We start from the raw sequence: 13,788 nt of genomic DNA, 5'->3' as shown, positions 1-13,788 counted from the left end.
GGGCAGAGCCGCTTCGTTGTCGTTGCTGGGTGTGTGCCAGCCATGTAACACGTCGTTCGTAGGACTACTCGCCCTATCAGAACGACCGGATAGTCCTACGAACAGCGTGTTACATGGGCCGCCCGCGTCACCAGTTGGGCTGCGGCGGGGGCTCGGGCGGCGCCACGTCCGGCGGCCGAACGACGTAGACGATGCGACCCGAGCGGGCCCAGGCGCGGTCGAGCTCGGCGAGGGCGTACGTCGTCCGCACCTCCTCGTCGCTGGCGATGTTGTGGGAGGCGGGATCGTGGACGACCGGGTCGCCGTTCTCCCCGAAGCCGACCAGCACGAGCAGGTGGCCGTTGGTGACGTATCCGGCGCCGGTCAGCTCGCCCTCCTGGTGCGAGATGGCGAGGACCAGCGGGATCCCGGCCTCGATGAATCGGGCGGCCTCTGCGAAGGAGCGGAGTCTGGTGACGTACGCGACGAGACCGCGCGATCCGGCGTAGGCCGTGTTGAACGCCCAGTTGCCGGCGCCGCCGTACGCCTCGTCGTAGACCTCGCGTGCGGTGAACGGCACCTGCGGATCTGGTGTCTCGTAGTCGACCCACTCCATCTCGGCGGCCGAGGGCCCGGCGCCCCAGAAGTCGGCGAGCATCGCCGTCGACGCGGCGCTGCACCACGACCGCCCACCACCGTCCCAGCGCGGATAGCGATCGCGATGGAGCTGCTGAGAATAGGCGGGTACGCCGTCGACGACGGCCCCGGGAACAGCGGGAACAGCGGGGACAGCCGGAACAGCCGGTCCGAGTGCGACCGTCCGGCGGCGGGCGTCCGCGGAGGCCATCGCGCCCAGGAGACTCACCCGCGGCGCGCGGTCCGCGGAGCCATGCATCCTCAGCCGCACCGAGAACCCGGTGAACCTGCGACCGTCGCGTCCGAGGATGGTGTCATCGGCCGCGACCGCGAGCGGGTCGTCCTGACCACCCACGGACGTGGAGGTGAACGCCGGGTCGGTGGACCACCGAGCGAGCACGAGCCAGCCACTCCGCTCGCCCGAAGCGGTGATGACCCTCGCGGCGACCTCCACCCAGGTGCCGGGCGGCGTCACCACGTTCCAGGAAGCGACCAGCTCGTCGAAGGAGAAATGCATGCTGACCTCGGGAGACGTCCATACACCGGAGGCGTCCGGATCGATCTGCGCTCCCGTCCATCCGGTCCAGAGAACGTCGGTGGTCGGCCGCTCAGTGCTCAAGCCCGAGCTTGCCCATTCGCTCGACGTGTCGCTGGGTGATCCGGGTGAGCATCTCGCCGATCGTGCCGAGGTCCAGGCCCGGCAGATGGTCGTCGGTGATCAGCTCACTGAGACCCTCGCGAGTGGCCGCGATCTGCTGCGCCTGGGTGAGTGCCTCCCCCATCAGGCGACGGCCCCACAGGGCCAGGCGTCCTCCGATGAGGTGGTCGGCCTCGATACCGGCTCGCACCCGGTCGACCACGAAGTCGGACCGCCCGGAGTCCTCGAGGGTGGTGGCCACGAGCTTGTGGGTCTCCTCGTCGAGGAACCCGGCGATCTCACGGTAGAAGTCGTTGGCGAGGCCGTCACCGACGTACGCCTTGACCAGGGACTCCCACCAGTCGGCCGGCTTGGTGTGGGTGTGGAACGCGTCGAAACCCTCGCGCAGCGGCTCCATGGCGGCGTACGCATCGGCGCCGAGCTCCACCAGCCGGTCCAGGACCGGCTGGATCTTGGCGTGCTGGGCGGCTGCCATCGCCAGCAGGGCCGTCTTGTCCTCCAGCGACGGCGCCATCTTCGCGTCGTCGGTCAGTCGCTCGACGGCCGAGACCTCGCCGTAGGCAACCGCACCCAAAAGGTCGATGACCGCTGCCTTGTAGACGGGATCACCGAACGGATCCTGAGGACGCTTGGACTCTGACGATGCAACCACGGGAGAACCCTACCGATAGAATGTCTTTTGACCGACCCAGCGCCGCCCGGTTTCATGATGTATCGCGGTGGTCTGGATCCCGTATGTGCGCGGCGTGGCACTCGCCCGACAAGCTCGAGACACCCGTGAGTCGCTCGCCGCATTCGATGAGACAAGCGAGTAGCGACGAAATTATGACAACGTTCAAGGACCTCGGGGTTCATCCCGAGATCTGCGCTCCGCTCGAGCGCAAAGGCATCACCACCCCCTTCGCCATCCAGGAGATGACCCTCTCGGTCGCCCTGCAGGGCACCGACCTGATCGGCCAGGCCCGCACCGGCTCCGGCAAGACGCTGGCTTTCGGCATCCCGGTCATCCAGCGCAGCGTGTCCCCCAAGGACCGCGACTACATCGACCTGCCGCAGGGCAAGCCCCAGGCACTGATCGTGGCGCCGACCCGCGAGCTGGCCATGCAGGTCTCGGCCGAGATCGCGCTGATCTCCGAGGACCGTGGCCTCCGCGTGGTGACCATCTACGGCGGCGCCGGCTACGACCCGCAGATCGAGGCACTGGAGAAGGGCGTCGACATCGTGGTCGGCACCCCGGGCCGCCTGATCGACCTGGCCAACCGGAAGGTCCTCGACCTCTCCCACGTGCACGCCCTCGTCCTCGACGAGGCCGACGAGATGCTCGACCTCGGGTTCCTGCCCGACGTCGAGAAGCTGGTCACGCTCACCCCGGAGACCCGCCAGACCCTGCTCTTCTCGGCCACCATGCCGGGCGCGATCGTGGCGCTGGCGCGCTCCTACATGCGCCACCCGATGAACATCCGCGCCGAGTCCTCGACCGAGCGCGAGACGGTGCCCGCCACCGCTCAGTTCGTCTACCAGGCCCACGACCTCGACAAGCCCGAGATGATCGGTCGCCTGCTGCAGTGCGAGGACCACGACAAGGTCGTCGTCTTCTCCCGCACCAAGCGTCAGGCCCAGCGCGTCGCCGACGACCTCGCCGACCGCGGTTTCCCCGCCTCGCCGCTCCACGGTGACATGCAGCAGGCTGCCCGCGAGCGGGTGATGCAGCGGTTCCGCGAAGGCAAGATCGAGGTCCTGGTCGCCACCGACGTCGCCGCCCGTGGCATCGACGTCACCGGCGTCTCCCACGTGGTCAACTACACGACCCCGGACGACGAGAAGACCTACGTCCACCGCATCGGCCGCACCGGCCGCGCCGGCGCCTCAGGCGTCGCGGTCACGTTGGTCGACTGGGCCGACCTGCACAAGTGGAAGATGATCAACAAGGCCCTCGACCTCCCGTTCGAGGAGCCGCAGGAGACCTACTCCTCCTCGGAGCACTTCCTCCACGACATGGGCATCCCGAAGGGCACCAAGGGCCGGATCAAGGCTGCCACCCCCGCCCCGCCCAAGGACAAGGGCGCCGGGTCGGACAGCGAGAAGCGCGAGCGCGCTCCCCGCAACCGCGACCGCCAGCGCACCCGTTCCCGCGGCGGCCAGGTCGTCGACAAGTCCGCCGCCCCGGCCGCCGGCGCCGCGTCCGGTGAGGGCAAGACCGATGGCTCCGCGCCCCGTCGCCGCCGTCGTCGTCGCTCTTCGGGCGGTTCCGCACCCACTGCGGGCTGATCCCGGCCAAGCCCGGCTAAGGCCTCACGACCACCGTCGTGCCGACCCGCGCGAAGCTCCACATCGCCTTCGCGTCGGGCTCGGCCTGGCGGATGCAGCCGTGTGACAGCGGCGTACCCAGCTGCGCGCGGGTCTGCACGCGCTCACCCCTGTGCACCGGGATGTTGTGGAACCCGATCGCGGCGTTGGCGCCTTCGGCGAAACGTACGAACCACCGCATCGTCCCCGAGTCGTCGATCCCCCTGGCCCGCTCGGAGCGGGAGAAGACGTCGTATCTCCCCGGTTTCAGGTTGTCGTAGACGCTGCCCGAGACCGGATACGTACGCCGCACCTGGTCGTCGGCGGACACGATCCAGACTCGCTGACGGCTGATCGAGAAGACCGCCCGCCGACCGGTGCCGGAGCGGTCCGGCAGCGCCGTCTCCAGAGCGAGCTTCCGGTCGGCGAGCTTGCCGGACAGACCTGCCTGCCGCTGAGCCTCGATCGGCGTGGTCGGCGCCCGGAAGCTTCCGTCAGGGGCTAGATCCGTGCCGGTGGCAGCGCCCCGGATCGGCTCGCCGGTGGCTCGCGGCTCGGCGAAGATCTCAACGCCTCCGTACACGCCCGCAGAGGTCAGCATGGCCGCGGCAATGACCGACTTGGCCCGTCCCCCTCTGGGGGACCGACCGACCCGATGCCGCCCTGGGCGGCTCATCCCGGCGTCACACGCCCGAGACGGCAAGCGTTGTCCACGAGCAACATCATCCACTCGTCTGACCGCAAGTCAACTGTCACACGACAGGCCCAAGTGGTGCGTCGCGGAAGTTCCTGAACGGTTGGTGTTGTCAGGGTGGGTGCATCGCGAGGCGGCGTCCCATGGCGGCGCGAAGCGCCCAGGAACTTCCGGGACGCGCCACCAGCAACGCACATGGTAGAACTTGGCCGCATGTCGAACCCCACCGCATTGATCACCGGTGCCACCGCCGGAATCGGACTCGCCTTCGCGCAGCAGCTCGCTGCCCGCGATCATGACCTGGTCCTTGTCGCCCGTGACGAGGAGCGCCTGCGTGGCGTCGCCAAGGACCTGGAAGAGGCGCACGGCATCAGCGCCGAGGTGCTCCGCGCCGACCTGACCGACCGCGCCGACCTCACCACGGTGGAGACCCGCCTGGCAGACCCCGAGCGCCCTGTCGATCTGCTGGTCAACAACGCCGGGCATGGTCTCAAGCGCCGATTCCTCGACAACACCGCCGATGAGGAGAACGCGATGGCCGAGGTGCTCATCATCGCTCCGCTGCGCCTCTCGCATGCCGTGCTCGGCGCCCAGGTCGCCCGGGGGCACGGCGGCATCATCAACGTCGGCTCGGTGGCCTCCTACCTCCCCCGTGGCACCTACTCGGCCGCGAAGGCCTGGATCAACTCCTTCACCGAGTGGGCCCACAACGAGTACGCCGACAAGGGCGTCAAGGTGATGGCCCTGCTCCCCGGGTTCACGAAGACCGAGTTCCACGAGCGCCTCGGCTCCGGCTACGACTCCGCCCCCGCCTGGATGTGGCTGAACGTCGACGACCTCGTCCGCGAGGCCCTCGAGGACTACGACGACAACAAGACCTTCTCGATCCCGAGCACTCGCTACAAGGCCCTCGCCACCATGGCACGCGTGGTCCCCACCGGCGTACTCCAGAAGTTCCAGAGCCTCGGCCGGAAGTAGTTTCAGACGTCCCGGCCCGTTACCAGCCGGTAGAAGGGCTCGTATGTCTGGGACTAGTTGTCGGATCTATCCGGCGCGCGGCCGCAGATAGCGCTCGCGCTGCCAGCTCGTCAGCGCTCGGCGCTCCGCCACCGTGTTCGTGGGGATCCACCACGGTGGCGGAGTGATCGTCCAACCTCGCTCGCTCACCGGCGTACGCCTTGCCCTCGCGCGTGCTTCCCGGGTCCGTCGCACGAAGTCAGCTGGGTCGTGGCGGTCGGAGGCGACCATGGTGACGTATTCCAGGCCGGCGCCCCGGAAGGCACCTTCTCGCCGTAGGTCCTTGGCACGTTGCTTGCCGGTCAGATGCAGCTCGCCGTCGTACTCCCCGACCACGCCGGACCGTAGGTCCAGGACGTCGGGCGTCCCGATGTGGCGCCCGTCGAGATCGAAGACCGGACGGTTGCAGACGACGTCTGCTCCTGCCATCCGGACCGTCCAGGTCAGGCGCAGATCGACCTCCGCGGGAGACCACACATTCTCATCGGCGTGCCGAAGAGCCCAGCGGAGGTGGTCGATCCCGGCCCAGGCCGTAAGCGTCTCGGCGAACGCCTCCATCTCCTCAAGCGATATCAGATCGCTGGCGGCCACCAGGTCCAGCCATCGCACCGCGGCCAGGGGTGTTGTCGCATGCCTGACCTCGAATGCGGTGGACCGGAGCGGGTCGGTGATCACCACTCCGTCGCAGACCCGACGCTCGCTGGGCAGAAGGCGCTCATAGCTCACCTCGATCCCGCGTTGCCTTCGGATTCGGCAGCCGGGGGTGACGATCGTGACCGGAAGCGAGACTCCGCGGCCGTCACATCCGTCCATCCACCGCACGTTGTGCCACGCCAGAGCGGCCCACCCGGTCATGGCCCCGTCACCGGGCACGAGTGCCGCCCCTTCGAGCACGCGCTGCTGCGGTGCCTGCGCGTCGACGGCCGACGGGACGTACAGCCCTCGCGACGAGCGGCGCCAGCCCCGTCCGCGGGCCTGCTTGGGAGTCGGACCGCTGGTCCCGGAAGGATCAATCCGCACCGGGCGCACGAGCCCTGGCCGCCCGACGACCTCGGGTGGCCGGAGATGAGGACGCCACGTGCCCATGTCGACATCATGGCTGCGACCACCGACAGCCCACCGGGTCGGAAGTAGTTTCAGGCGCTCCGGCCCGTTACCGGACGGTAGAAGGGCTCGTACGTCTGGGACTATCCAGACGTACGAGCCTCAGGCGTTCGCGATGAAGGTGGTCACGGCGTCGGCGACCATCTGGACGGCGATCGCGGAGAGCAGGAGGCCGGCGATGCGGGTGATGAGCAGGACGCCGGACTCCTTGAGGACCTTCAGGATCGGGACGGAGAAGACCATCCCGAGGAGGAGGGTGATGTGTACGACGACGAGGCCGAGAGCGAGACCGAAGCCGGTCCCGACGGAGTCGACGTCCTGTACGAAGACCATGGTGGCGACGATCGCGCCGGGGCCGGCCAGCAGGGGCGTGCCGAGCGGCACCATCGCCACGTTGGCGCCCGCGGCGGCGACCGGGTCGTCGAAGTTGTCGGTGAGCAGCTCGAGGGCGACGAGCAGCAGGAGCAGGCCGCCGGCGCACTGCAGAGCCTCCAGCGAGATGTGCATGTAGTGCAGGATCGCCTGCCCGAAGAGCGCGAAGATCGTGATCACCAGGAACGAGACCGCGACCGCCAGGATCGCCGCACGACGCTGCTTGCCCGGTGACTGGCCGGCGGTCAGCGAGAGGAAGACCGGGATCGTCCCGATCGGGTCCATGATCACGAAGAGCGTCACGAACGTGGAGACGAAGATCTCGGTCAACGTACGACCTCCGGGGTCGCACGCCCGGAGGCCACCGAGGCCGCGGCGGCTCGCTCCAGGAGCCGCTCGTACTCGGCTGGTGCAGTGGTGTTCACACCCAGATGGTGACCCACCTTCCCGGTGCCGTGGTAATCGCTGGATCCGGTCACCACGAGGTCCAGGTTGCGGGCGATCACGCGCAGTTTCTCGCGCACCTCAGGGGTGTGATCCTGGTGGTCGACCTCGAGCCCGGACAGGCCCGCGTCGACCAGTGCGGAGATGGCCGCCTCGTCGGGCTGCTCGAGTCCGGACCGTCCCCACGGATGGGCGATCACGGTGGCTCCCCCCGCGGCGGCGATGGTGCTGATCATCGGCTCGAGCGGGGCGGCATAACGATGGACGTACGCAGCCTTGCCCGCCCCGAGGTAGAGGTTGAACGCCTCGTCGCGACTGCGCACATACCCCTTGGCGACGAGGGCGTCGGCCAGGTGCGGGCGCCCCGACGCGGCAGCATCGCCGGAGACGGCGGCAACGTCCTCGAGGGAGACCTCGATGCCGAGCCGAGCCAGCCGCTCGAGCATCAGCGGCAGCCGTCCGTCGCGTCCGGCGAGCACTCGATCGAGCTCCTCGACCAGCGGCGGGTAGGTGCGATCTGGCAGGTACGCCAGCAGGTGCACGCCATGGCGGGCGTAGCCGGCGCTGATCTCCATGCCCCGAACCAGCTCGATCCCGACCTCGGCGGCCGCGGCGGCGGCCTCGTCCCAGCTGTCGGCGGTGTCGTGATCGGTGATCGCGACGACATCCAGCCCCGCGGCCTTCGCGGCGTGCACCAGCTCGGTGGGCGAATCGGTCCCGTCACTCACCCGCGAGTGAGTGTGTAGGTCGATGCGCACCCGCACATCCTAGTGGTCCCACCAGGATCCGCGAGTACCGCCGAAGGGCAGCTCGACCATCTGGACGCCGAGGTCGCCGACCTGACGCAGGTGCCAGCCGTCCTGGAGCATCAGCATCGCCGTGGCCGGCCGGAAGATCATCCACAGCCAGCGGCCGTCGGCCTCGCCGACCACCACGGACCGCTCCCACTCCTCGGCGCCGTTGGTCCACTGGGTGATGGGCCACAGCGGAACCTGCTGCCCGGCCACGCGCACCTTCGTCGTGGGTCGTCCCACGCAGGCGTCGACGCCGGGATCAGGTCCGTACGTGCGCGCGCACCGGGCGCCCAGGCCGACACCTGCCTCCTCGGCGACCACGGTCATCTCGACAGGGCCGTCGGCGGGGGTCACGCCGCTGAGGGTGAGCAGCGTCGCGGATCCCTTGGCGTCGTCGCCGACGACCGCGAGGTCTGCGATCGACCAGCCGGACTCGACCGGCCAGGGCAGGTAGGTCGGCACCTCACCGGCCAGCGACAGGACCTGCACCAGATCCTCGTAGGAGGCCGTGTCCGTACGCCACACCGGCGTCACCACACCGTGCTCGGGGCACGACTGGCTGCCGCCGGCGCCGATGCTCGCCACCGGCGTCGCGCAGCGTGGACAGCCAACCGCGAGGACCACCCCACCACGGTGAACGATGCTGCCGCTTCGGTCAAGCGCCGGCCGGTCTAAGGCGATCCCCTAGGTGTTCCAGCGCTTGACCACCGGCTGCTCGTGGTGAGCGTCCAGCATCGAGACCGACCCGGTGTCGAGCCTGAAGAGCCGTCCCTCGCTGACCGGGAGGCCCAGCCACACCGCGGCCAGGGCACACAGCGCGTGCCCGTGGGAGAAGACCAGGGTGTCGCCGTCGCGCCCACGGGCAGCCTCGACGACCCGGCCCAGTCGCTCCTGGACCGCAGCGGCGGCCTCTCCTCCGGGCGTCCTCGCCGTCCACAGGGTCCAGCCCGGGTCGGTCCGCCGGATCTCCTCGGTGGTGATGCCCTCGTAGTCCCCGTAGTCCCACTCGACCAGGTCGTCGGTGACGACGGCGTCGGGGAAGCCGGCAAGCTCGGCCGTACGCCGGGCCCGCTGTCGTGGGGAGGTCAGCACCGCGGCGTACGGCTGCGCGTTCAGCCTCGACGTCAGCGCCTTGGCGTCCTCCTCCCCCTCCGAGAGGAGCGGAAGGTCGGTGCGCGAGGTGTGCCGGCCGTTGCGGGACCACTCGGTGGTGCCGTGCCTGACGAGGTAGAGGGCCATGGCCCCATCAAACCAGCCCGCGAGCCGGCCGGCCGGTCATGCCCGCGTGATGAACCTGTTGACCTCGCGGGCGAACACGTTGGGGGCGAGGTCGGCGGCGGTGGAGAGCGCCTTGGCCGGGAACCCGACCGCGGTGTGCACCTTCGGCAGCCGGAACAGTCCCTTGCGGGGCTGCGCCATCTCCCAGACCTGATCGGCGACATCCTCGACGGTCAGCCGGACGCCGAGGGTCTCGTGGGAGGAGGCGGCGTTGTCCTCGAGCATCGCGGTCTTCACCCACAGCGGCCAGACCGCCTGCACCCGGATGCCCTCCTTGCGCCACTCCAGCTCGAGCGCCTCGGTGAGCCCGCGGACGGCGTACTTCGACGCGCTGTAGGAGGCGATCTCGGGCTGCCCGTAGATGGCGCTCGCGCTGCAGACGTTGATGACGCCGGAGCCCGGGGTGGCCCGCAGATAGGGGTACGCCGTGTGGCAGCCGTTGATCACGCCGTTGACGTTGATGTCGATGGTCTGACGGTGCTTGGCCAGGTCGACGTCGGCCAGCCGCCCGGCGCGCAGGATGCCGGCGTTGTTGACCAGCAGGTCGAGACGCCCGCCCGCGGCGGTGGCGAACTCCTCGAGCGCGGCCTTCCACGAGTCCGGGTCGGTGACGTCGACCGCTCCGCCGATCGCGGCGGCCTCGCCGAGACTGGCGGCGACCTCCTTGGCCAGGGCGGCATCGAGGTCGTAGACGCCGACGAACCAGCCGGCGGCGGCGAACCTCTCGACGATCGCCTTGCCGATGCCCTGGGCGGACCCGGAGACGAAGAGCGCCTTCTTGGACGAGGCGGCGGTGCGATTGCTCATGATGTGCGTCCTTTGGTGGTGAAGCCTGTCGGCCGGATCAGGCCGGGATGAGAGCCCAGTAGTCAAGATCGAGCAGTACGCCGGGGGCGTACTTTCCGTCCTCGCCTCGCAGGGTCATGGACTCGTCGCGGCCCTTGGTGGCGACCAGGCGCAGGCGGAGGGCGCCGATGCCCGGGGCCTCCGCGGAGCCGGGTTCGAGCACGGTGCGGTCGAGGACCTCGGACCAGGCGTAGACGGTGTCGCCGGCGAAGGCAGGGGAAGCGTGCGCGCCGGCGTTGATCGCGGCGATGACCTGGGCGTTGGCGAGCCCGTTGAACGACAGCGCCCGCGCCAGCGAGATGATGTGGCCGCCATAGATGAGGTTGCGCCCGTCGGGCCGCGCCTCGGCGTTGAAGTGCACCTTCGCGGTGTTCTGCCACAGGCGCGTGGCCTGCTGGTGCTCGGAGGCGGTCAGCGTGACCCCGTCGACGTGGTCGATCTTCTCGCCGATCTCGTAGTCCTCGAGGCGGTGCGGTTCACCGGCGGCGGTGAAGTCGTACGCCGAGAAGACCAGGCCCTCGGGCACGATCAGGTCTGTGGCGTCGACCGCCTTGGCGAGATCGGGGATGACCGTCTCCGGAGCCCCATCGGCGGTCGAGTCCGCCGGGACCCGCTTGTGCACCATGACCCAGCGGGCCCACTCGATGGCGACCTCGCCGCGCTGGTTCGTGGCGGTGGAGCGCACGTAGACGACGCCAGACTTGCCGTTGGAGTTCTGCTTGAGGCCGATGACCTCGGACTTCGTCGAGAGGGTGTCGCCCGGCACCACCGGCTGGTGGAAGCGGCACTCGGCGTAGCCGAGGTTGGCGACGGCGTTCAGCGACACGTCCGGGACGGTCTTGCCGAAGGCGATGTGGAAGCCGATCAGCTCCTCGACCGGGTGCTGGTCGAGCCCGACCGACGCCGCGAAGACTGCGCTGGAGGGCAGCGCGAAGCGGGTCGGGTAGAGCGAGCCGTACGCGGCCCGGTCCCCCTCGGTCACCGTACGCGGCGTCGCGTGCTCGATGACCTGGCCGACCTGGAAGTCCTCGAAGAAGTTGCCGGGGTTGGTCTTGCTCATCTGCGGCCTCTCGTCGGTGAGTCTGACGGTGTTGCTGTGCTGGGATTACCGAGCAGTAACCTAACCCACCGCCGCTGTTCAGCCTACGGCCGTCCCACGCACCGCGACAGAGACTCACGCGGGCCGGACGGGCTCAGACGATCCCGTGGAGCCGCTCGGGGATGCGTACGAGAGGTTGCGCCTGCAGGTTGTCGATGTGGCCCCTGCCGGCCGCGCGATGCACGCCGTCCTCCTCACGGACCAGCTTGGCCGGCACGATCGCCGTGGGGTCGAAGACCGCGACGTCGGCACTCACCGACCGGGTCACCTGGGTCAGCAACGTGGCCAGGTCATCACCGGAGCGACCCCACGAGCTCCCCTTGCCGCGACCGACCGTCAGGGCGAGCTGGTTGCGCAGGTCGGCCTGTCGCTGCAGCACGTCGAGGTCGGCGAACTTCATGTGGAGCATGAAGAGGCCGGGATCGGGTTGATAGGGAGCCCGGATCCCGTGGGAGGCACACGTCCACGACGCCGAGACCCGCTTGATCGACGGCTTGCACATCAACGGCGCGAACTTCGCGTACGCCCGCTGGCCGAGGATCGGCTTGCCACTGATCAGCGGCCCCTCGACAGCGGTGTGATGGACGACGTTGAGGGCGTACGGAGCGAGCACGTCCTCGCGCCGGCGCGCCAGGTAGTCGGGCAGATCGGCGTAGATCGCCGGGTCGGGGATGAGGAACTCGTCGACATCGGTGAAGACCACCCAGTCGTAGACCCCCAGCAGACCGCGCGCGACCCCGCTGGCCAGGCTCATCCGGCCGGCCTCGAAGTTGCCCTTCCGGAAGCCGGGCAGACGCTGGACCGTGCAGGGCAGGTCGTCGGTGGATCCGTCGGTCGAGCCGTCGTCGAAGACGATCAGGTTCTCGCGACCCACCTGCTGGCCGTAGTGGTCGACCCAGCGGGCGAGCATCTCGCCCTCGTCGCGGGTGATCGTGAGCACGGCGATCCGCGGCGGCTCGCCACCGAGCGTGCCGCTGGGCCCACCGCTGGGCCCACCACTGGGCTCGACGCGCTGCTCATCGACGGGGCTACGTCGACGACGCAACCCCCAGGTGCCTGACATTGAATCCCCCGTTGATGTTGAGGCCCTACGTACGGACCAGCTCCTCTCGCCGGACGGACCACTCCACGAGGTCGGCCAGGGCGGAGACCGCGCGTGCGGGGGCCTTGCGGCCCTCCCCCGGGTCGATGACCTCACCTGGGATGGTCGGGTCGGCGAGCTTCTTGTTGAGGTCGGCGCGCAGCGCGGCATAGGAGGCCACGGCGGCGTCTCGGACCTGGGTCTGGGTGACCTCGCGCGGGTCGATACCGCTGACCTCCACGGGGGCGAGGTCGTCGAGATCCCCGTGGACGGTGGCGTCGAGGCCGCGCAGCTCGGCGGCCTGGTCGTCGGTGAAGGCGCTGGCCCAGCGCGGCACCGGGAGCCCGATCCGAGGGTCCTCGACGTCCAGCTTCGGCATCAGCTGCTTGCCGAGCGTGTGCTTGCGTAGGCCGATCGCGGCCGGGAACGGGAGGCCACGACTCTCGAGCTCCGCGTTGAGCCCACGCAGCACCTCGACGGTCGCGGTGCCGAGGGAGGTGTTGCGCGGCGGCGGGCTCGCCATCCCCTCGGGGTCGAAGCCCATCGCCTCACCGAAACGCTCCAGCAACAGCGGTGCGGGGCTGCCCGGAGGCGGCACTGTGACGAGGTGGAGCGGACCGGCCCGCTCCCAGCGCCTGGCGATCGCGGTCATGTCCTGCTCGTTCCAGAATCGCTTGCCAGGCTTCGACCGGTGGCGCTCGGCGGCGCCGGGACGACTCTTCTTGACCGAGGCGAGGAACTCGGCCCAGGTCCAGCCCATGCCGTTCTGGATGAGCTCCTGCCACATCGACGGGATCTGCCGGTTGATGTCACGCAGCGACAGCACGATCTCGGGGGTCACGCCCTTGAAGCTCGACGCGACCCGCTCGACGGTCACCGGGCCGACCGGCGCGAACAGCTCGACGGAGATCATGGCTGTGCCGTCCCACTCGTCGACCTCGGCGACCATACGGTCCCAGGCACCGGCGACGGAGTCGCCCTGGGGATGCCTGCTGCGGCCCTTGACGTCGAGGACGGCCTCGATCTGGTGACGCCAGCGCGCCCCAGGCACGAGGATCCCACGCTCGGCCAGGAGGCCCTTGTTCTTGTAGAGGGCACCCTGCAGGTACGTCGTTCCCGACTTCATAGCTCCGATGTGGAGCACTACCCGGCGTGCCAACGTTCAATACCTCTCGACCAGACCAACCCGATACCCCGGCGGGCCCGGAAAGTGAGCACAGTGTAGAACCGGGCTCAGGACCCGCCGCCACCGGCCTTACGGCGGTGCATCTTCGGCGCACCGCCCACGACCTCGGACCCGTGCGCCTTCTCCTTGGCCCCGGCGCTCTCGGCATGTGCGTGGTCGTGGTCGTTCTTCTTCTCGAGGGCCTCGCGCATCTTCGCCTTGAGATCGTCGTTGGTCATGTGTCCCCCTACGTAGCTGTGCTGGGCAACAACCAACCTACGCGACGGCGACCGCCGTTTCCCCCGAATTCATGTCGCGAACGCAGCTGTGGGCGA

At 69.3% G+C, this 13,788-nt stretch carries 15 protein-coding genes; 2 read left to right on the top strand and 13 right to left on the bottom strand.

Annotated elements, in window-relative coordinates:
• Positions 1 to 127: 127 nt before the first annotated feature.
• Positions 128 to 1,234, bottom strand: coding sequence for a C39 family peptidase (locus ACRDPS_RS10825; protein WP_431501642.1), 1,107 nt, complete (start codon positions 1,232 to 1,234; stop codon positions 128 to 130).
• Complete coding sequence (locus ACRDPS_RS10820; protein ID WP_431501641.1) at positions 1,224 to 1,925, bottom strand: ferritin-like fold-containing protein; 702 nt, start codon at positions 1,923 to 1,925, stop codon at positions 1,224 to 1,226. Before ACRDPS_RS10820 ends, ACRDPS_RS10825 begins: the two co-directional genes overlap by 11 nt.
• A gap of 173 nt (positions 1,926 to 2,098) precedes the next feature.
• Between ACRDPS_RS10820 and ACRDPS_RS10815 the strand changes: the two genes are divergently transcribed.
• Positions 2,099 to 3,541 carry a DEAD/DEAH box helicase gene (locus tag ACRDPS_RS10815; RefSeq protein ID WP_431501640.1) on the top strand — a complete coding sequence of 481 codons (1,443 nt, stop codon included), beginning with the start codon at positions 2,099 to 2,101 and terminating at the stop codon, positions 3,539 to 3,541.
• 16 nt (positions 3,542 to 3,557) lie between these two features.
• On the opposite strand, the gene ACRDPS_RS10810 is transcribed toward ACRDPS_RS10815, so the two are convergent.
• Positions 3,558 to 4,142: a L,D-transpeptidase gene (locus ACRDPS_RS10810; RefSeq protein WP_431501639.1), complete on the bottom strand. Its 585-nt coding sequence runs from the start codon at positions 4,140 to 4,142 to the stop codon at positions 3,558 to 3,560.
• Between the two features lie 324 nt (positions 4,143 to 4,466).
• Between ACRDPS_RS10810 and ACRDPS_RS10805 the strand changes: the two genes are divergently transcribed.
• On the top strand, positions 4,467 to 5,231 hold the full coding sequence (locus ACRDPS_RS10805; protein WP_431501638.1) for an SDR family NAD(P)-dependent oxidoreductase: 765 nt from the start codon (positions 4,467 to 4,469) through the stop codon (positions 5,229 to 5,231).
• A 66-nt stretch (positions 5,232 to 5,297) separates the two neighbouring features.
• Here ACRDPS_RS10805 and ACRDPS_RS10800 read toward each other — a convergent pair whose 3' ends face one another.
• The 10 genes from ACRDPS_RS10800 to ACRDPS_RS10755 all read right to left on the bottom strand — a co-directional run bounded on the left by ACRDPS_RS10800 (position 5,298) and on the right by ACRDPS_RS10755 (position 13,692).
• Positions 5,298 to 6,290, bottom strand: coding sequence for a hypothetical protein (locus ACRDPS_RS10800; protein WP_431501637.1), 993 nt, complete (start codon positions 6,288 to 6,290; stop codon positions 5,298 to 5,300).
• 186 nt (positions 6,291 to 6,476) lie between these two features.
• Positions 6,477 to 7,076, bottom strand: a complete 600-nt coding sequence (locus ACRDPS_RS10795; protein WP_431501636.1) for a MarC family protein — start codon at positions 7,074 to 7,076, stop codon at positions 6,477 to 6,479.
• Positions 7,073 to 7,948, bottom strand: a complete 876-nt coding sequence (locus ACRDPS_RS10790) for a PHP domain-containing protein (RefSeq protein WP_431501635.1) — start codon at positions 7,946 to 7,948, stop codon at positions 7,073 to 7,075. Before ACRDPS_RS10790 ends, ACRDPS_RS10795 begins: the two co-directional genes overlap by 4 nt.
• A 9-nt stretch (positions 7,949 to 7,957) precedes the next feature.
• Complete coding sequence (locus ACRDPS_RS10785; RefSeq protein ID WP_431501634.1) at positions 7,958 to 8,608, bottom strand: DUF6758 family protein; 651 nt, start codon at positions 8,606 to 8,608, stop codon at positions 7,958 to 7,960.
• A gap of 60 nt (positions 8,609 to 8,668) precedes the next feature.
• Positions 8,669 to 9,223, bottom strand: coding sequence for a histidine phosphatase family protein (locus ACRDPS_RS10780; RefSeq protein WP_431501633.1), 555 nt, complete (start codon positions 9,221 to 9,223; stop codon positions 8,669 to 8,671).
• 36 nt (positions 9,224 to 9,259) lie between these two features.
• Entirely contained in the window at positions 9,260 to 10,069 is an 810-nt protein-coding gene (locus tag ACRDPS_RS10775; RefSeq protein ID WP_431501632.1) for an SDR family oxidoreductase, read from the bottom strand.
• Positions 10,070 to 10,106: 37 nt separating this feature from the next.
• The gene (locus tag ACRDPS_RS10770) at positions 10,107 to 11,168 is read right to left on the bottom strand and encodes a MaoC family dehydratase (RefSeq protein ID WP_431501631.1); all 1,062 of its coding nucleotides are present in this window, start codon (positions 11,166 to 11,168) and stop codon (positions 10,107 to 10,109) included.
• 133 nt (positions 11,169 to 11,301) lie between these two features.
• Positions 11,302 to 12,270: a glycosyltransferase family 2 protein gene (locus ACRDPS_RS10765; RefSeq protein ID WP_431501630.1), complete on the bottom strand. Its 969-nt coding sequence runs from the start codon at positions 12,268 to 12,270 to the stop codon at positions 11,302 to 11,304.
• A gap of 25 nt (positions 12,271 to 12,295) precedes the next feature.
• The gene (locus ACRDPS_RS10760) at positions 12,296 to 13,447 is read right to left on the bottom strand and encodes a hypothetical protein (protein ID WP_431501629.1); all 1,152 of its coding nucleotides are present in this window, start codon (positions 13,445 to 13,447) and stop codon (positions 12,296 to 12,298) included.
• Between the two features lie 74 nt (positions 13,448 to 13,521).
• Positions 13,522 to 13,692, bottom strand: coding sequence for a DUF5302 domain-containing protein (locus ACRDPS_RS10755; RefSeq protein WP_431501628.1), 171 nt, complete (start codon positions 13,690 to 13,692; stop codon positions 13,522 to 13,524).
• Positions 13,693 to 13,788 lie beyond the last annotated feature (96 nt).

Origin of the sequence: Nocardioides sp. (assembly GCF_050699375.1) — a bacterium.
GTDB lineage: Bacteria > Actinomycetota > Actinomycetes > Propionibacteriales > Nocardioidaceae > Nocardioides.
The sequence above is the reverse complement of the archived record's forward strand: the minus strand, read 5'-3'. Positions and strand labels throughout refer to the sequence as shown.